Here is a 20,094-nt window from a genome sequence, read left to right on the forward strand (position 1 = left end):
ATCCCTGATTAATCCCTGTAAGGTTTTAAGGTCTGAATTTTGCCATCCGCGTCATACTGAATTTCCGCCATTTTGACTGAACGTAAATGAGTGACGCCTTCGGACAAAATAGAGTCGTGGTAGAACAGATACCATTTACCTTCAAATTCACAGATAGAATGGTGAGTGGTCCAGCCGACTACAGGTTCTAAAATCCGGCCCTGATAAGTAAAAGGTCCATACGGGTTATCGCCTGTGGCATAACATAAAAAGTGTGTGTCGCCTGTGGAGTAAGAGAAGTAGTATTTGCCCTGATATTTATGCAGCCAGGAGGCTTCAAAAAAGCGCCTGTCTGTATCGCCTGCTAATAACACCTGGCCTTGTTCATCCAGGATCAGCACTTCACGTGGCGCTTCGGCAAATTCCAGCATGTCGTCGCGAAGTTTCGCCACTTTAGGCCCTAAAGCTGGCTCAGCTGCTGTGGGTTCTGCATTGTCAGCGCTGTACTGATTGTTGCGGTAGTTTTGTAACTGTCCGCCCCAAATGCCGCCAAAATACATATAAAAGCTGCCATCATCGTCTTCAAATACGGCTGGATCTATGGAATAACTGCCTGCAATAGCCTGTGGCTGAGCTTTAAAAGGCCCAATAGGCGAGTCGGCCACAGCCACACCAATCTGAAAGATACCGTCTGGCTTTTTGGCCGGAAAATAAAAGTAGTACTTGCCATCTTTTCTGGCGGCATCCGGCGCCCACATCTGACGCTCTGCCCATGGCACATCTTTAATATCTAAAGCCACGCCATGATCCACAGCAGGGCTGCCCGGACCATCCAGCGACAACACATGGTAATCCTGCATACCAAAGTGATCGCCATTGTCGTTAAAGGGGATACCAGCCTCAATATCGTGCGACGGATAAATATAAATGCGACCGTCAAACACATGGGCCGAAGGGTCTGCCGTATAAATGTGTTCCACTAAGGGCTGAGAAATAGCTTTGGCTTTCAGCTCCTTTAAATCCTGAGCTTGTAATTCTTCAGACATAAAACTTACTCCGCTTGTGCTAAACCAGTGGCAGCGCGACGTTCATTCAGCTCCTGCTCGATCTGGCTTTCTTTGTGTTTGTTAATTTCATAGAGGCAGACAATGGCCACACCTAACAGGAAAGGCACAGAGGCATAAAGGCTGACCGATAATTGAATACCGTGAATGGTTTCAGGGGCCTGTACCTCAAGTTGAGCGTCATAGCCAAAATGCGCCAGAATACCAGCGACCAAAGCGCCACCTATGCTCAGGCCCAGTTTCAGACCAAAAATCATCGCAGAGAAAATAATGGCAGTTGCACGGCGATGATTTTTCCATTCGGAATAATCGGCCACATCGGCGATCATGGCCCACAGCAATGGAATAGTGATGCCGTAGAAAAAGCCATGTAACAACTGAGAGGAAAATACCAGTCCAATCGCATCGTTAGGGAACAGATAAAACGCCATCACAAACAAAGTAGAGATAAATAGTGCTACAGCAAACACATCCCTTTTGCCAAAACGATCGGCCAGAGCTTTAGAAAAACCTATACCAAAAATCATGCAGATAATGCCGCCGGCATTAAACAAACTGAAACCAGAAGTGGCCGCATCTTTTGGCCAAAGGAATTCGGTCAGCCCCATGCCCGTTAGCATAGAATTTAAACCAACTATAAAAGCATTAAAGCCAATATCTTCCAGAAATACAGCAACTTCTTGTTCATTCAGATAGTTTTCGAAGTAAAAAATATACATGCCACCTTTCAGTGCCAGCGTAATAAACACCAGTACGGTCAGCACCAGCATAATGACCCAAGGCCGGTTTTTCAGCAGGTCACCAATGTCCTGACGAATAGTTGAACTTTGCGCACTGCAGGTTAATACCCGCTCTTTGGTGGTGATAAAAGTAATAAGGAAAAACACAATACCGACGCAAGCAAACAGCGTCATGGTGTTTTCAAAACCTACAGCTTTATCGCCATCGCCCAGAATCAGTACCAGCGGTAACAACAAAGCCTGAATAATAAATTGCGCCACCATCACAGCAACAAAACGGTAGGCAGACAAGCTGTTCCGGTCAGCCATATTGCCGGTCAGCACACCACTTAAAGCTGAATACGGCAGGTTATTGGCTGAATACACCAGCACCAGCACTACATAAGTAATAAAAGCGTAGGCAATTTTGCCTTCCGGACTGAAATCCGGTGTGCTGAAGGCTAACAGCGCAATGATGCCAAAAGGGATAGAGGTCCAGAGGATCCAGGGCCTGAACTTACCCCAGCGGGTTTGAGTGCGGTCGGCAATAATGCCCATAATGGGGTTAAAACAGGCGCCTATTAAACCGCCTATGAAGATAATAGTAGCTGCGGCGCCTGGAGGGATCTGGTAAACATCTGTGTAGAAAAAAGCCAAAAAGGTCATCAGGGTTTGGAAAATCAAATTGGCCGCCAAATCCCCGAGGCTATAACCGATTTTCTCGGTGACCGATAATTTTTGTACTTCTGTTTGCATATCAATTCGCCTGTTGCGGGCTTGCTTTAAGCAAGCCGTTATTTTTATGTTTTTCTATTGCTTGCACTGCTGGATGAGCTGGCAGCAAGCTATTGCTACTGATTTTTTTCTGACCTTAACATACATCGACAGTGGCCAAAGCGGACTAACGGAATGTACTGAAAGAATTATGATTTTTAACAAGCTGGCTGTATTTCCGTCAAACAGAACTTATGCTCAGGCAATGCGCTAAGTCTCTGCGCTAACTGAAAGGAGTAATTATTTTGCAGCACAGCAACGAGCTAGCCGTTTCAAAAGACAACAAGGTCTTTATTTTGTTTATCAGCTTAGTCGCCACTATAGGCGGCTTTTTATTTGGTTTTGACAGCGGTGTGATCAACGGCACTGTCGACGGCCTGCAACAAGCCTTTAATTCAGAGAGTGTTGGTACTGGCTTTAATGTCGCCAGCATGCTGTTGGGCTGTGCCGTAGGTGCATTTTTTGCCGGGCGACTGGCCGATATCAGCGGTCGTAAAACTATTTTACTGATCTCCGCCGTACTTTTTATCGTCAGCGCCTGGGGTTCTGGTGTAGCAGAAGGTTCATTTGAGTTTGTTATCTACCGTATTTTAGGTGGCTTAGCTGTAGGTGCAGCCTCTGTGATTACGCCAGCTTATATTTGTGAAGTAGCTCCGGCCCGTTACCGCGGCATGCTCACCACTTTGCAGCAAATCGCCATCATCTTTGGTTTGTTTATGGCTTTTGTCAGCAATTACCTGCTGGCCGAATATGCCGGAGCTTCGACTGCTGTGTTGTGGTTTGAATTTGCAGCCTGGCGCTGGATGTTCTGGATGGAACTTCTGCCCGCTGTATTGTTTTTATTAATGCTGTTTTTTATTCCTGAAAGCCCACGTTTTCTGGTGTTAAAAGGCAGCAACGATGCAGCAGCTGCAGTACTGACCCGCTTGTATGGCAGCGATGCCGCGACCCGCAAACTCGCTGAAATTCAACAATCACTGACGGCTGACCATCAACCCCGATTAACTGATTTATTGAGCAGCCAAACCGGCAAAGTGCGCAAAATTGTTTGGATAGGTATTGGCCTCGCCAGCTTCCAACAATTGGTGGGCATTAACGTGGTGTTTTATTACGGCGCTGTGCTTTGGCAAGCCGTTGGCTTTTCTGAATCTGACGCTTTACTGATCAACGTCATTAGCGGCGGTTTAAGTATTGCGGCTTGTGTTATTACCCTGCTGATTATCGACAAAGTGGGTCGTAAACCTCTGCTGCAATGGGGTTCAGTGGGCATGGCTTTGACACTTGGCCTGATGGTGCTTTGTTTTGCTAATGCTGGCCAGGACGAAAGTGGCAATCTGCTGTTAGGTGACTGGGGCCAGGTCGCCTTAATCAGTGCAAACGCTTATGTGTTCTTTTTTAACCTGTCCTGGGGCCCTGTGATGTGGGTGATGCTGGGTGAAATGTTCCCGAACCAAATTCGTGGTTTAGGCCTGGCCGTTAGTGGTCTGGCACAGTGGAGCTGTAACTTCCTGATCACTATGACATTCCCTTTGCTGCTGGGCGGTATTGGTCTGGCCGGAACTTACGGTCTTTATACGCTGGGTGCAGCGCTATCTATCCTCTTTGTGATCATGATGGTGCATGAGACTAAGGGTACTGAATTGGAAGATATGCAAGGTTAAACCCTTTCCGGCATTTGATTTGAATGTGAGGCGGGCGGGTGTAGGGGCTGGGCTTGCCCCAGCCCGTCTATCTATACCGCGCTGTTGTTTTATAGGGCGTGTTCAATACCTTTAGGCATCAGATTTGAACACGAGGCGGGCGGGTACAAGACCCGCCCCTACGGTGGTATTAAAGAAGAGAGCGAGTTTATGAACGTCTTTCATTTGACCAATAAAGCGGGTGACCAGTTGTCCATATTGGAGCGTGGTGCGGCTATGCAGCGCTGGACTACGGCTGTAGGTAATAGCAAACGTGAACTGATCTTAAGTTACGCTGAGCCGGAGGCTTATACTCAGGACCGCTTTTATCTTGGAGCTTTAGTTGGACCTTACGCCAACCGTATTGGTAAAGGCCGCTTGCTGATTGGTCAGCAGTTTTATCAGCTGGAACAAAATGAAGGACCAAACCAGTTGCATGGTGGTGATGCAGGTTTGCACCAGATGAACTGGCAAGTACTGGAGCAGCAGGAATCCAGGCTGGTGTTAGGTTGTGAAATGGCCGATGGTCAGGGTGGTTATCCGGGGCCGGTGTATTTTCGCGTCACCTATCAATTGTCTGAACAAAGCGCTTTGGATGTAGAACTGGAAGCCAGCAGCAATGTCACTACGCTGGTGGGGCCCACTTTGCATCCGTATTTTAATCTGGCGCCGGACCAAGCCCCGATCGACGAGCACAAGCTTTGCCTGCATGCCGCCCATTACACCAGTGTGGACGCGCATTGCATTCCAACAGGTGAGCTGCCAAAGGTGCAGGGCAGCCCGCTGGACTTCAGCACAGCCAAGCCACTGTCCGGCATCAGTATGGATTATAACTTTGTGGTGAACGGCGATTTGCATCAGGCTGCTGCTGAACTGATCAGTCCGGATGGCTTAGTGCGCCTGCGTGTGTATTCCGACTACCCCGGCCTGCAGGTGTACACAGGAGAACACTTAAAAGGGCCATTCAAAGCGCGCCAGGGGATTTGCCTTGAACCGCAGTTTTTCCCCGACTCGCCGAACCAAAAAGGTTTTCCGTTTCACTTTACCCGCCCCGGCCAGCCTTTTAAGGCGCATATTCGCTATCAATTGGATAAGGCGGGATAACAGCTGCAACTCAGCTTATTTTTAACCATTACTTTGGAGCTACCTGATGAAAGCTATTCCCTTTTGCGCACTGTTGCTCAGCAGTCTGCTGACCAGCGGTCTGTATGCACAAGAGCAAAATTCCTCGTTACAGCAAGCGTACAGCAAGCATTTTATGATTGGCACGGCCTTAAGCGCCGGGCAAATACAAGGTAAAGAGCCAGGGACCTTAGAGCTGGTAAAACAACAGTTTAATGCGGTTACAGCAGAAAACGTGATGAAATGGGAAATCATTGAACCCGTGGAAGGCCAGTTCAATTTTGCCGCCGCCGACGCCATGATTGCCTACGCCGAAGCCAACAATATTAAGGTGATAGGCCATGTGCTGTTATGGCATGAACAAACGCCAGACTGGGTGTTTCTGGACGACAAAGGCCAGACCGCCTCAAAAGAGTTGGTGTTATCCAGACTGAAGAACCATATCAATGCCGTGATGGGCCGCTACAAAGGCCGTATTCATGGCTGGGATGCAGTCAATGAAGCCTTAAATGAAGACGGTACCTTGCGCCAATCCAAATGGTACAAAGCCCTAGGCGAAGACTATATAGCCACAGTGTTTGAACTGGCACATCAGGCTGACCCTAAGGCCCAGTTGTATTACAACGACTTCAATTTATTTAAACCAGAAAAACGCGGCGGTGTATTAAAGCTGGTGGCGGCTTTAAAAGCGAAAAATGTGCCTATCTACGGCATAGGTGAACAAGGCCATTACAGCCTGGATTACCCAAAACTGCAGGACGTGGAAGACTCTATTGTGGCCTTTAAAAACACCGGCCTGAAAGTAGTGATAACCGAGCTGGATATCTCAGCGCTGCCTTTCCCTGAGCCAGAAAAAATTGGCGCTGATATCTCACTTAATATGAAGTTAAAACAAGAGTTTAACCCTTACGCTGATGGCTTACCCAAAGCAGTTAGCGATCAACTGACGCAAAAATACCTGCACTTGTTTGAGTTATTTTTACGCCACAGCGACGCCGTTGAACGTGTAACCTTATGGGGCGTCAACGACAACCAAACCTGGCGCAACAACTGGCCAATGAAAGGCAGAACAGACTACCCCTTGCTCTTTGACCGGAAAAACCAGCCAAAAGAAGTGGTACAGCAGTTGATTCAACTTGCGCAAAGCGCTGACAAGACCAAGAAATAACCAAAAGCTACACTGTCTGATAAACTCAGGGGGACAAGGCAAGACTTGCCCCCTTTGGTTCGTGTTATACGGAATGAGAGTTTATGCGCAAGTGTGTAATCGATCCTAAATTTGAAGAGTTTCGAGAAAGTTTGGCAAATCTTCATCATCTTAAACAGGTTGTTAGTCAAGCGTTTAGAAGAGAGTTTGAATCACTAGAAAGGTTAAATGATTTAAGTAGTCCTGGAGAAATTGTAAGCCTAGATGCATTTATTTTTGATAATCCCTTTACAGGTCAGTCGGAAAAATATGCTTTTAGAAAATCATCTGTTGATGATCTAAAGCAGTTAACGTATTGGCATAAAAACAGCCAGTATTGCTGGCTTCTTATGAGTGCTTACGAAAAGTTCGAGACCTTCCTGAAGTTTTCTTATTCGGAATCGACCGGTAAATCACCACCCAGAGATTTGAATACTATGCTGTGCTATTTTTCAAATACATTTGATGGCATAAAAATCAGAGAGACAAAAAATCATTTTAAAATTGACCTGCGTTTTACAATCCATTTAGTAGAAAAAATGAGACACTCCATAGTACACGATCAAGGTGTACTGCACAGTCTTGAGATTTTTACCGGAAAAATATGCAAAGATTCTGGAATAAACGGGAATAAACGTCTTTACGAAGAATTCGTCTCGCAGTTCGTGTCCAATAATAAAGTATTCATTTTAGAGGTTCGTACAAATAACCATCCCGTCATTAAAAGCTATCACGATCCATATAGGCTCTTAGTTAGCTACCTTATTGCATATGCTTCTTTGATTAAGGATGCAGCTTGGTAGTTATAAATAACATCGGCAGAGTCAGATCTTGCGGTATGTATCATTTCCGGTTTTTGCTCTTTGCGACCCATCATTCAACTACTGGCACCAAATCCCCATTGGGGCGCGAGCCGGACAAAATTGGGTGGCCAAGGTTTTAAGGCTGGGAGTGTTTGAGTGAGGAGTGGTAGCGACGAGCGAGTTGCCCAGCCGCCTTGGACGCGCGATTTTGGGCCGGGTTTTATACTCACTTCGTTCGTACCCCTTCGGGGCCAGCTAAAGCTGTTCAACGCAAGCGTTGTCGCTGCGACCTGGGGTCGCCTTTTCTTTGGATACTTTCTTTTGGCGAAGCAAAAGAAAGTATCTCGCCAGCGGCGAAACGCTTTTAACGGAATGTCAGCAGATAGAAGGTCAAGCAGTGATGAAGAAGAAAATAGGGCGCAGTAGCTTCTCTGCGCCCGGATAAAATACCCGGGCAAGCCGGGCAACGACAGGGTTCGGGTTCCCTTATCTGAACAACACCAGATTCACTTGGTTTTCCAGCAGCTCCTGACGGCCGCTGACGGCTTTCGGGCTTAACTGTTCACGTTCGACCATAGCGGCCAAAGATTGCAGAGAGTGGCCACCTGTTTGGATAGCTCCACCTAATTCGCCTTTCCAGCCGGCATAACGCTCTGCAACTGCTTTACCTAAAAAGTCTTTTTCAACCAGCACTGCTGCACGTTTCAGTGCCATAGCCAGGTGATCCATACCACCTATATGCCCATGGAACATATCGACGCGATCCATACTCTGACGGCGTAATTTAGCGTCAAAGTTAAAGCCTCCAGTGGTGAAGCCACCAGCTTTCAAAATTTCGTACATCACCAGGCTCAGCTCTTCTACGCTGTTCGGGAACTGGTCAGTATCCCAGCCGTTTTGTGCATCACCACGGTTCGCGTCGATGCTGCCAAAAATGCCAAGCGAAATCGCAGTGGCCACTTCATGATGGAACGAATGACCAGCCAAGGTGGCGTGGTTGGCTTCAATATTGACGGCGAATTCTTTTTCCAAACCAAACTGCTTCAGGAAACCATACACAGTTGCAGAGTCGTAATCGTACTGGTGCTTGGTTGGTTCCTGTGGTTTAGGTTCGATCAGTAAAGTGCCTTTAAAACCAATTTTATGCTTATGCTCAACCACCATTTGCATAAAGCGGCCCAGTTGCTCACGCTCCTGACGCAGGTCAGTGTTCAGCAGAGTTTCGTAGCCTTCACGACCGCCCCACAATACGTAGTTTTCACCACCTAAACGCTGGGTTGCGTTCATCGCATGGAAAACTTGGGTTGCGCCGTAGCTGAAGATTTCCGGGTTCGGATTAGTGGCAGCACCTGCAGCGTAACGTGGGTTACTGAATAAGTTGGCCGTGCCCCATAACAGTTTCACGCCTGTTTCAGCTTGCTTTTGCTCAAGCACATCCACCATAGCAGAGAAGTTATTGATGTACTCTTTAATGCTGTTGCCTTCAGGCGCAACATCGATGTCGTGGAAGCAGTAATAAGGAATGCTCAGCTTGCTGAAGAATTCAAAAGCTACATCGGCTTTAGCTTTGGCTTGCGCCATTGCGTCACCGGCTTCTAACCATGGACGGCCAAAAGTGCCCTGACCAAATACATCCTGACCATTCCAGCAGAAGTTGTGCCAGTAACAGGCAGCCATACGCAAATGTTCTGCCATGGTTTTACCCAAAACGACTTCATTGGCGTTGTAATGTTTAAACGCTAAAGGGTTAGTACTGTCCGCACCTTCATACGCAATTTTGTTAATCTGATCGAAATACTGAGCCATTTTGCTCTCCTGTGTTACATCAATTCCAATGCTGCTAATGGTGGGCATTGCAAGCCAAGTTCACAATTATGTTTTTTCAAAGCCACCTTGTGCTTTTGCTTTATTGCCGTGGATTTTGCTATATCGGTTAGATACCTGAACGGGCGGGGGTAAACCCCGCCCCTACAATTTATTTTTTAAAGGTATCGGTGCTCTATTGAGACGGGCGGGGACAAGCCCCGCCCCTACCATTAAAAATGCTCAGCCAATGACTGGTACAAAGCTTTAAATTTGCTGTAGCGTTTGGCTAAAGCGGCGTGACGTGTAGCGTCTGGCAGATGCTGACTGACCACTGGCGGCGGTGGGCACAGCAGATCCAGGGCTGTATCAGGTTCCATTGCTAAGTGCGCCAAACGGGCAGCACCTAAAGCCGGCCCTACTTCGCCACCTTCTCTGAAGGTCAGTGGCTGGTTCATCACATCAGCCAGCAACTGCCGCCAGTACGGACTGCGGGCACCACCACCGATCAGATTGATTTCTGTCGGCAGTAAACCACTGGCATGCAAAGCTTCAGCGCCCTGAAACAACGCAAAACTGACACCTTCCAGCACTGAATAGGTCAGAGCTTTTTGGTCTGTGTTGTAATCCAGACCAAACCAAACACCTTTGGCATTGGGGTTGTTATGAGGTGTGCGTTCACCAGATAAATAAGGTAAAAACAGCGGCAGCTCTTCAACAGCAGCAGGGCCTTGATCCAAATCGGCCAGCAAAGTCGCCACTGGGGTTTTGACGATTTGTTCGGCGTACCATTGCAAACAACTGGCGGCACTTAAAGTGACAGACATCAAATGCCAGGTACCGGGCAAAGCATGACAGAAACTGTGCACAGCAGACTGCGGATTGGCCAGAAAACCATCACTGACCGCAAAATACACACCCGAAGTGCCTAGCGATAACATGGCCTGCCCCGGATGCACTATGCCAGCGCCCACAGCGCCAGCAGCATTGTCACCACCACCCGCAATCAGAGGCACTTCAGCTAAACCCCAGCGTTTGGCGAGGTCAGGTAATAAAGTTCCGGTGATTTGATTGCCTTCGTAAAGTTTTGGCATTTGGTCACGACTTAAACCACAAGCACACAGCAGCTCGTCGTTCCAGTCCCGTTTCGCCACGTCCAGCCATAAAGTACCGGCGCTGTCCGACAAGTCAGAAGCAAAGTCGCCACTTAAGCAAAAACGTAAATAATCTTTTGGCAGCAGCACTTTGGCGACCCGGGCAAAAGCTTGTGGTTCATGCTGACGTAACCAGAGCAGTTTAGGCGCAGTAAAACCCGGCATCGCCAAGTTACCTGTGATTTCAGGCAAATCTGCGACTTTTAATTCCAGCTGTTTACACTCAGCAAAAGAGCGGCCGTCGTTCCATAAAATGGCAGGACGAATAATCTGGTTTTGTTGGTCCAGCAAAGTTGCACCATGCATCTGACCCGCTAAACCTATGGCTTTGACCGCAGCTAAAGACTGACGCTGGCTTAACTGATCCAGACAAGACTGCAGGCCCAGCCACCAATGCTCCGGGTTTTGCTCCGACCATAAAGCTTGTGGCCTGCTGACGGACAACTCTGCACTGGCGCTATCTGTCACTTTGCCGTTCTCGCCAAGCAAAATCACTTTGATGCCCGAGGTGCCTAAATCTATGCCTATGTACATAATCTGAAATCTGTTCTGACTTTTGGTGAGCTAATACTTGGCGAGTGATTGCTTGCCAGCAATTACGAAAATTCATAATTAGCTGTTGAATTATGATTTATCGTTTGCCAAAAAAGCCTGACTGGCTAATATTTAACCCGCTTAAATACAAAAACGAAAAAAGATAACTATAAATACCCAAAGTAAATGAAGTTGCAGTCAACACCATCGCAGCTCCAACTACAAAGAGTATAAAAATCGACAAGACGGGGATAAGAAACATGTTTAAGGCTAAACACAGCATTACACTTTTGTTTAATGCCAATAAGGTATTCGACAGGCAAGTGATCGAAGGTATAGGTCATTACCTGCAATCATCTAAGGTCGACTGGGACGTATACCTGGAGGAGGATTTCCTCTGTCGTCTCGAACACATTCATGAGTGGGGTGGCGACGGTATTATTGCCGACTTTGATGATATGAATATTCAACGCGCTCTGGCCGGGACCACCAAACCTATAGTTGGAGTAGGCGGCTCTTACGGCAAAGCTGCAGATTATCCTGAAGTTCCTTATGTTGCCACCGACAACCACGCTTTGGTAAAAGCCGCTTACGAACATTTAAAACGCAAAGGCTTAGACCGTTTTGCCTTTTACAGTGTGCCTACCGACGAACAACACCGCTGGGCCAGTGAGCGCGAAAATGCGGTGAAAAAATTAACAGCTCAGGATGGCTACGACTGTCAAATTTATCAGGGCCATTGCACCCGACCAGAAACCTGGCAATACGCCATGAACCGGCTGACGGATTGGCTGGAAAGCTTGCCAAAACCTATTGGCATTATTGCCGTCACCGACTCCCGCGCCCGCCATCTGCTACAAGCCTGTGAACATCTGGGCATAGTAGTGCCAGACAACATCTCCATTATTGGTATAGATGACGACGATATAGCCCGCTTTCTGAATCGCATCAGCTTAAGCTCTGTGACTCAGGGTTGCTTTGAAATGGGCTACAAAGCCGCCAAGTTATTACATACCCAACTGAACAATATCGAAGTAGGCCAAAAACGTATTCTGGTGCCGCCTGTGGGTGTAGCCTCACGCCAATCGACCGACTTTAAAGCGCTGCGCGACCCTTATGTGATTCAGGCCATGCACTATATCCGCCGTCATGCTACCCGCGGTGCAAAAGTAGAACAGGTCACTGATTTTGTAGGTATTTCGCGCTCTAATCTGGAACAACGTTTCAGATCTGAACGTGGCCATTCGATCCATACCGAACTGCATAACCAAAAACTGGTGAAAGCCTGCAAAATGCTGGTCGATACTCAGGTCAACCCTATCGCCATCGCCAATATTTGCGGTTATCCGTCGCTGCAATATATGTATGCGGTGTTTAAGCGCCATTTTGGTCAGACGCCAAAAGAATACCGTGAAGCACGGGGCGAAATGCTGAATAACGTTGCGGTAAACGACTAAATAACAAACAAATTTGTTGGGGCGGGTCTTGTACCCGCCCGTCGTGACGATACCCCGATGGACGGGCCGGGACAAGCCGTGGCCCTACAACCCGCCCGCATCGAATTCCAATCCAATACCAGGTAGCGGTTAATCCGCGGTCGTTTTTACATCCTCAGATCCTAAAAAAACGCACAAAGCTGACGTATTTTCATAAAGCCGAAGCCTTTGATGGTCATGGTATTTTTCTATTCAGACCTGACGCAACTAGTCAAAGGAACAGATAAAAATGAAGACAATCTACGCTTCAGCGCTGATGGGCTTGAGCCTGTTGTTCAGCGGATGTCAGCCGGAAAAACCAACGGGCCAAGTAAGCTCAACTGCCACTTTTCACTGGTTTGATTATCAGGGGCAAGACGCTGTTTTTGCAGAACCATTAGCTCAAGGTAGCTACCAAAACCCTGTAGCAGCAGGCTTTTTCCCTGATCCCAGCATCACCCGTCGTGGTGATGACTATTACATGGTGTTGTCTTCGTTTTCCTATACACCGGGTTTGCCGATATTACACAGCACTGATCTGGTGAACTGGCAGTTAATAGGCCACGCACTGAATCGCGCCTCGCAGGTCGATATGTCCGGTATGCAAGTGTCGCGTGGTATTTTTGCCCCTACAATCCGCTATCACGACGGTACTTTTTACATCATCACCACAGTAGTGGATAAAGGCGGCAACTTTATTCTGACCGCGACAGACCCGGCCGGGCCATGGTCTGAGCCGATCTGGTTGCCGGAAGTGGAAGGCATAGACCCGGATATGTTTTTTGATGACGATGGCAAGGTTTATATCAGCCATAACGGCGAAGCGCCGGGCGAAGCCTTGTATGAAGGCCACAGGGCAATTTGGATGTGGCAATACGATCCGGTGAAAAAAGCCGTGCTGCCGGATTCCAAAAAACTGCTGGTCAATGGTGGTGTTGACTTAAGTACTAAGCCGATCTGGATTGAAGCTCCACATATTTACAAACATAACGGCTGGTATTATCTGGTCTGTGCCGAAGGTGGTACTGCCGATCAACATTCGGCCGTGGTATTCAGAACACGCAGCCTGAGTGAGCCTTTTGTACCTTACGGCGATAACCCTATTTTAACGCAGCGTGACTTACCAGCAGATAGAGCCAACCCTATCACCACAGCTGGCCATGCCGATTTAGTGCAGTTACCGAACGGTCAATGGTGGGCTGTTTTTCTGGCCACCCGCACCTATGACCAAACTTTTTTTAATACAGGCCGCGAAACCTTTTTGCTGCCCGTCAGTTGGAAAGACGAATGGCCCACTATTTTGCCTCAAGGACAAGAAATCCCTTATCGCCATCCAGCACCGACCGGTTTAATCAGCAGCATTGGCGCTATGACACAAACAGGCAACTTTAACTGGCGTGATGAATTTGATAACCAAAGCTTAAAGCCCGACTGGAACCTGCTGCGTGAATTTGATCAAAGCTGGCTCACCTTAGATGGACAAAACCTGCTGCTAAATGCCAAAGCTGTGGGCATGGACTCGCTGTCACAACCAGCTTTTATCGGTCGTCGCCAGCAACATACCAGCTTTGAAACCAGCACCAGCCTGGTGGTGCCCAAAGGCAAGATTTCAGCTGGTTTAGTGGCTTTTCAGAACGAGCAATATCACTACTATCTGGGCGTAAAAACTGCAGCTGGTAAAACTACTGTATTTCTTGAGCAAGCTAAAGGTGCTAAACCCAGCTTGATTAGCAGCAAGGACTTAGCTGCAAATACAGAGCAACTGCGGCTCAGAGTTCAAGGCAAAGCCGGAGAAATCAGCTTTTATTACGCCGATCAAACTGGCGACTGGCAACAGTTGGGTGAGGTGCAGGATGCCAAAATCTTAAGCACTCAGGTTGCTGGTGGTTTTGTTGGTACCACGCTAGGTGTGCATGCACGACAGGAAAAAGAGGATAAGCCATGAAAGCACAGTGCCTGCTGATCCTGGCTTTGCTCTGTGGCACGGCTCAGGCTTTGCCTTCCGCTTATCTGGCGCAGCAAGCCGCCAAAGGCGACTTTGCCTTGGTGGGTAAAAGTTCTGTGGCCCAGATCCAACTGGATGAGAAGGACCATAAAGGCTTAAAACGCGCGGTACAAAGCCTGCAACAGGATATTCAAAAAGTCAGTGGCAAAAGCTTAAGCGTCAGCCCAAAAGCGGATGCCAAACAGCTGCTGATTATCGGTAGTCTGGGCAACAATGCGCTGCTGGATCAACTGATCACCGCAGGCAAGCTGGATGTAAGCGCCATTCAGGGGCGCTGGGAAGCCTATTTAATTCAGGTGATTGAACAACCCCTGCCCGGTGTAGAGCAAGCCTTGGTGATAGTGGGCAGTGACAAACGCGGCGCTATCTTTGGTGTTTATGACTTAGCTGAAACCATAGGGGTATCGCCCTGGTCTTGGTGGGCTGATGTGCCGGTGAAAAAGCAGGAGCAGCTTTATATCAAAGCGGGCACCCGCCTGACCGATGCTCCTAAAGTGAAATACCGTGGCATCTTTTTAAATGACGAACATCCGGCCTTAACCAACTGGACCACTGAAAAATTTGGCGGCTACAACAGCCAGTTTTATCAGCATGTGTTTGAGCTTTTACTGCGGCTGAAGTCGAATTTTCTCTGGCCTGCGATGTGGAATAATGCCTTTGCTGATGATGATCCACAAAACGCTATTCTGGCTGATGAAATGGGCATAGTGATGAGCAACAGCCACCACGAACCTATGATGCGTGCCGACAAAGAGTGGAACAGATACGGCAAAGGGCCATGGGAGTATTCCAGCAACCGCGACAATATTTACAAGTTCTGGCAAGAAGGCGCGAAGCGGCATCAACATCTGGAAAGCATTTTTACTCTTGGCATGCGTGGTCAGGAAGATGAGCCGATGAGCGAAGGTGAAAACATTGGTCTACTGGAGCAAGTGGTTGCCGATCAACGCCAGATATTAACTGAAACCTTTAAAGACAAAGCCATCAGCGACGTACCACAAGTCTGGGCTTTGTACAAAGAGGTGCAGGGCTTTTATGAGCGCGGTATGAGAGTGCCAGACGATGTCACTTTGCTTTGGGCTGATGATAACTACGGCAATATCCGCCGTCTGCCAACAGCGGAGGAACGCGGCCGTGCCGGTGGTGCTGGCGTGTATTATCACTTTGATTATGTCGGTAGCCCCCGTTCTTATCGCTGGATCAATACAGTGCCTATGGCAAAAATCTGGGAGCAGATGAATTTAGCCTGGCAATTTCAGGCTGATCGTATCTGGATAGTGAATGTCGGGGATTTAAAGCCGATGGAGTTTCCTATCGACTTTTTCCTACGTATGGCCTGGAACCCACCTGCCTTTAAAGCCGATAACTTAGAGCAATTTGCCGTCAGTTGGGCCACACAACAATTCAGTGCAGAGCATGCAGCCACAGTTGCTGAACTGATCCAGGGCTACACCAAACACAACGGCCGTCGTAAACCAGAAGCTGTAGAACCTCACACCTACAGTATTTTGCATTACCAGGAAGCAGAACGCGTCAGCGCTGAACTGGCTACTTTAGTGAAAAAATCCGACGAGCTGTACGCTCAATTGCCAACAGAGCAACGTGATGCTTATATCCAACTGGTATCGCATCCTCTCAAAGCCAGTCAGGCTGTGTATGAATTAAACCGCGCTGTGGCTATGAATAAATTACATGGCGAACAAGGCCGGGTCACAACAACCTATTGGGCTGAGCAGGTGCGTTATTGGTTTAAACAGGACGCAGCGCTGACCACTCTTTACCACAGCCTGGGCGATGGCCGCTGGAACCATATGATGTCGCAGCCTCATATTGGTTTTACCTACTGGCGTAACCCACCGGCGAACTTAATGCCTGTGGTTTCAGTTGCAGAACCTATGGCAGTGGCCGATATGGGTGTGGCCCCCGAAGGCTCCGCTTTTTCATGGCCTATCAGCGAATACAAAGGCCAGCCGTTAGAGTTGGACCCTTTTTACCCTCATGGCCAACAACAGCGTGCTATTGAAGTTTTTAATAAAGGCAGCCTGCCTTTTGAATTCAGTGCTAAAGCATCAGCCGACTGGATCAAGCTCAGCCAAACTAAAGGCCAGGTTGAGGTAACAAAAACTCTGCAGGTCAAGATCGACTGGAGCAAAGTGAAAACAGGGCTGAATGTAGGCGAAGTGCATGTGCAGGGCACTGGCTGGGGCGGCGCCAAAATTAAAGTATCTGCCGTTAAACCTAAAACAGAGCCGACTTCAGGTTTTGTTGAAGCAGACGGTTATATAGCGCTGGACGCCGCTAGTGCCACAGTGCAGGGCAATAATAAACACAGCTGGTGGCAACTGATCCCAGGCCATGGCCGTGGTGCAGCTTCTATGGCGGCTATGACCGAACTGGATTATCAAACCAAAGATGTTGGCAAATCCCCTTATCTGGAATACCCGCTGTATTTCCATTCCACTGGCGAATTCACTTTACATAGCGTCATAGCCCCTACTTTAGATCTGGTGCCTGGCCGTGGTTTGCGTTTTGCCGTGGCATTGAATAATGGCGAACCTATGATGATCGACAGTCTGGCAAATAAAAGCCCGGCTGTGTGGGATAACGCGGTGTTGGATGGGGTCCGGGTGATCAAAACCGGCATCAAAGTGAATAAGCCTGGCGAACACAAACTACGAGTTTATCTGGTCGACCCGGCCTTAGTGCTGCAAAAACTGATGATCGATACAGGCGGCCTGAAGCCCAGTTATTTAGGGCCAGAGCAAAGCCAAAGAATCGTGAAGAAATAACATAAAACCTAAACGGATACAGATGAAATGAATCAGCTAGAACAACTCAGCAAACTCACTACAGTGGTCGCAGATAGCGGTGATATTGCTGCTATACAGCAGCTTCAACCTACCGAAGCCACCACTAATCCGTCGCTTATTTTGCAGGCCAGCCAGCAGGCCGATTATCAGCATTTATTGCATAGCGCACTCAAAGGCAATGAGCAGGATATTGCCGCAGCCTGTGAGCAAGTGACAGTAAATTTTGGCTGTGAAATTTTGCGCCATATACCGGGTCGTGTTTCCACTGAAATTGACGCCCGCTTGTCTTTTGATACCCAAGCCAGTGTGGCCAAGGCCTTGAGTATTATTGAGCGATACCGCGCAGCAGGCGTGGACTCAAACCGGGTGCTGATTAAACTGGCAGCGACCTGGCAAGGTATTCAAGCCGCAGCTCAACTGGAGAAGTTAGGCATTCATTGCAACCTGACGCTGATATTCAGTCTGGCTCAGGCCAAAGCCTGTGCTGATGCAGGCGTGACCTTAATTTCGCCTTTTGTTGGCCGTATTCTGGATTGGTACAAACAAAACCAGCCAGAGCAGGATTTTTCCGGTGCAAAAGACCCAGGCGTGTTATCGGTAAAAACTATTTATAACCATTACAAAAGCCATGGCATACCTACAGTGGTAATGGGTGCCAGTTTTCGTAATGTCGAGCAAATCCGCCAGTTAGCCGGCTGTGATCTGTTGACCATAGCGCCCAATTTGCTACTGCAACTGAAAGACTGCAACGAGCCTTTGCCTGCAGCGCTGCAGCCAGTCAGTACTCAAAGCCCGGCCACACCCCAAGCCCTGAGTCAGGCACAATTTTTATGGCAACTGAATGAAGATGCCATGGCCACAGAAAAACTGGCCGAAGGTATTCGCAAATTTGCAGTGGATCAGTGCAAGCTGGAACAACTGTTACAGAATCTGAACCAACAGTCTTAGGAATAGAGTCATGCAGATTGATCACCAAAGCCGCGCTAACGCCATCCGTGCTTTAGCTATGGATGCAGTACAAAAAGCCAATTCAGGCCACCCTGGCGCACCTATGGGCATGGCCGATATAGCCGAAGTACTCTGGCTACAATTCTTAAAGCATAACCCGGCTAATCCGTCTTTCAGCAACAGAGACCGTTTTGTTTTGAGTAACGGCCATGCTTCTATGTTGTTGTATTCCTTGCTGCACTTAACAGGTTATGACTTATCCATTGAGGATTTAAAGTCTTTCCGGCAGTTGCATTCCAAAACCCCTGGCCACCCTGAACTGGGTTATACCCCAGGTGTCGAAACCACTACTGGTCCTTTAGGTGCTGGTATTGCTAATGCTGTAGGTATGGCCATAGCGGAAAAAACTCTGGCGGCGCAATTTAACCAACCTGATTACCCTGTAGTGGATCACTTTACTTACTGCTTCCTCGGTGACGGCTGCCTGATGGAAGGTATATCCCATGAAGCCTGCTCGCTGGCTGGTACTTTAGGCCTGGGTAAACTGATCGCCTTCTGGGATGACAATGGCATTTCTATTGATGGTCATGTTGAAGGCTGGTTTACCGATGACACGCCATCACGTTTTCACTCGTATGGCTGGCAGGTCATTCAGGTAGATGGCCACAATCCAGCCCAAATTGCAGATGCAATCACACAAGCTCAGGCAGAAACATCCAGACCTACACTGATTTGCTGCAAAACCATTATCGGCTTTGGTAGCCCGAATAAGTCCGGCTCTCATGATTGTCACGGCTCACCTTTAGGCGACAACGAAATCGCCAAAGTCCGTGAATTTTTGCAGTGGCCTTATGCACCTTTTGAAATTCCGTCCGACCTTTATGCAGCCTGGGACAGCAAAACTAAAGGCGCAGCACTGGAACAACAATGGACAGAGTTATTTGCTGCTTATACAAAGGAATACCCACAACTGGCTGCTGAATATCAACGCCGGGTGATCGACAGAGTATTACCAGCTAATTTTGAAGCAGCCACGCAAAGCTTTATCGACAATTGCCAAAACCAGCAGCAGGATATCGCCAGCCGCAAAGCCTCTCAGCTTTGTATCGGGCACTTTGCCGCCTTAGTGCCTGAGATTTTGGGTGGTTCTGCCGATTTAGCAGGTTCAAACCTGACTTTATGGGCAGGCAGCAAAGGACTGAGCAAAGAAGATAGTTCCGGTAACTATATTTATTACGGTGTACGTGAATTTGGTATGGCCGCCATTATGAACGGCATTACAGCCCACGGAGGATTCCGTTGTTACGGCGCAACCTTCCTGATGTTTATGGAATATGCCCGCAATGCGGTGCGAATGTCAGCCTTAATGCAGCTGCCGAATATTTATGTGTTTACCCACGATTCGATAGGTCAGGGCGAAGATGGCCCAACGCACCAGCCAATAGAACAGCTGACGAACTTACGCACTACACCAAATCTGGTGACCTGGCGGCCAGCTGATTTAACTGAAACAGCAGTAGCCTGGAAAACAGCGCTGACAACCACCAGCTCACCTTCAGCTTTGGTCTTTAGCCGGCAAAATCTGCGTCAGTTCCAACGTAATTCAGAGCAAATCAGGTTAATCAGCAAAGGCGGTTATATTTTAAAAGACTGCGGCGGAGCGCCGGATATAGTGCTGGTAGCCACAGGATCCGAGCTGCAACTGGCGTGCGATACCGCAGAAAAACTCAGTGCAGCTGGTAAAAAAGTCAATGTAGTGTCTATGCCAAGCACCACCTTGTTTGATCAGCAATCTGAGTTTTACCGTGATTCGGTGTTGCCGGACCATGCAAAAATTGTCGCTATTGAAGCGGCGCACCCTGATTTCTGGTACAAATACGTCGGTAAAAAAGGCCTGATTATAGGGATCAGCAGCTTTGGTGAATCAGCGCCGGGCCCTGCTTTGCTGGATTATTTTGGTTTTAATGCAGAAGTAATAGCAGCTAAGATTCTGGCCTAACCCCCAGAAATCAGCAAACAACGGCTTCAACCTTATCAAC

13 protein-coding genes are annotated in these 20,094 nt (G+C 48.2%); 9 read left to right on the forward strand and 4 right to left on the reverse strand.

Going from position 1 to position 20,094, the window contains the following annotated elements; genetic code table 11:
- Positions 1-8: 8 nt before the first annotated feature.
- The gene (locus EK374_RS19855) at positions 9-1,025 is read right to left on the reverse strand and encodes a glycoside hydrolase family 43 protein (protein WP_127026252.1); all 1,017 of its coding nucleotides are present in this window, start codon (positions 1,023-1,025) and stop codon (positions 9-11) included.
- A gap of 5 nt (positions 1,026-1,030) precedes the next feature.
- On the reverse strand, positions 1,031-2,518 hold the full coding sequence (locus EK374_RS19860) for an MFS transporter (RefSeq protein WP_127026253.1): 1,488 nt from the start codon (positions 2,516-2,518) through the stop codon (positions 1,031-1,033).
- Between the two features lie 263 nt (positions 2,519-2,781).
- On the opposite strand from EK374_RS19860, the gene EK374_RS19865 reads away from it, so the two are divergent.
- The 4 genes from EK374_RS19865 (at position 2,782) to EK374_RS19880 (ending at position 7,326) form a co-directional block, all read left to right on the forward strand.
- Complete coding sequence (locus tag EK374_RS19865) at positions 2,782-4,197, forward strand: sugar porter family MFS transporter (protein WP_127026254.1); 1,416 nt, start codon at positions 2,782-2,784, stop codon at positions 4,195-4,197.
- A 189-nt stretch (positions 4,198-4,386) separates the two neighbouring features.
- Entirely contained in the window at positions 4,387-5,319 is a 933-nt protein-coding gene (locus tag EK374_RS19870; protein ID WP_127026255.1) for an aldose epimerase family protein, read from the forward strand.
- Positions 5,320-5,365: 46 nt separating this feature from the next.
- Positions 5,366-6,505 carry an endo-1,4-beta-xylanase gene (locus tag EK374_RS19875; RefSeq protein ID WP_127026256.1) on the forward strand — a complete coding sequence of 380 codons (1,140 nt, stop codon included), beginning with the start codon at positions 5,366-5,368 and terminating at the stop codon, positions 6,503-6,505.
- A gap of 83 nt (positions 6,506-6,588) precedes the next feature.
- The gene (locus EK374_RS19880; protein WP_127026257.1) at positions 6,589-7,326 is read left to right on the forward strand and encodes a hypothetical protein; all 738 of its coding nucleotides are present in this window, start codon (positions 6,589-6,591) and stop codon (positions 7,324-7,326) included.
- A 486-nt stretch (positions 7,327-7,812) separates the two neighbouring features.
- On the opposite strand, the gene xylA is transcribed toward EK374_RS19880, so the two are convergent.
- Together xylA and xylB are read right to left on the reverse strand one after the other, a co-directional pair.
- Positions 7,813-9,132 carry a xylose isomerase gene (xylA, locus tag EK374_RS19885; RefSeq protein WP_127026258.1) on the reverse strand — a complete coding sequence of 440 codons (1,320 nt, stop codon included), beginning with the start codon at positions 9,130-9,132 and terminating at the stop codon, positions 7,813-7,815.
- Positions 9,133-9,362: 230 nt separating this feature from the next.
- Positions 9,363-10,817, reverse strand: coding sequence for a xylulokinase (gene xylB, locus EK374_RS19890; RefSeq protein ID WP_127026259.1), 1,455 nt, complete (start codon positions 10,815-10,817; stop codon positions 9,363-9,365).
- A 260-nt stretch (positions 10,818-11,077) separates the two neighbouring features.
- On the opposite strand from xylB, the gene EK374_RS19895 reads away from it, so the two are divergent.
- From EK374_RS19895 to tkt, 5 genes are all read left to right on the forward strand, one after another.
- Positions 11,078-12,274: a XylR family transcriptional regulator gene (locus EK374_RS19895; protein WP_127026260.1), complete on the forward strand. Its 1,197-nt coding sequence runs from the start codon at positions 11,078-11,080 to the stop codon at positions 12,272-12,274.
- A gap of 268 nt (positions 12,275-12,542) precedes the next feature.
- Positions 12,543-14,237, forward strand: a complete 1,695-nt coding sequence (locus EK374_RS19900; RefSeq protein WP_127026261.1) for a glycoside hydrolase family 43 protein — start codon at positions 12,543-12,545, stop codon at positions 14,235-14,237.
- Positions 14,234-17,086, forward strand: a complete 2,853-nt coding sequence (locus tag EK374_RS19905) for a glycosyl hydrolase 115 family protein (protein ID WP_127026262.1) — start codon at positions 14,234-14,236, stop codon at positions 17,084-17,086. The genes EK374_RS19900 and EK374_RS19905 overlap by 4 nt, the downstream gene beginning before the upstream one ends.
- Before the next feature lie 27 nt (positions 17,087-17,113).
- Positions 17,114-18,055 carry a transaldolase gene (gene tal, locus EK374_RS19910; RefSeq protein ID WP_127026263.1) on the forward strand — a complete coding sequence of 314 codons (942 nt, stop codon included), beginning with the start codon at positions 17,114-17,116 and terminating at the stop codon, positions 18,053-18,055.
- A gap of 10 nt (positions 18,056-18,065) precedes the next feature.
- On the forward strand, positions 18,066-20,054 hold the full coding sequence (gene tkt / locus EK374_RS19915) for a transketolase (RefSeq protein ID WP_127026264.1): 1,989 nt from the start codon (positions 18,066-18,068) through the stop codon (positions 20,052-20,054).
- Positions 20,055-20,094: the final 40 nt, after the last annotated feature.

The sequence above is a fragment of the Rheinheimera mangrovi genome (assembly GCF_003990335.1).
Taxonomy (GTDB): domain Bacteria; phylum Pseudomonadota; class Gammaproteobacteria; order Enterobacterales; family Alteromonadaceae; genus Pararheinheimera; species Pararheinheimera mangrovi.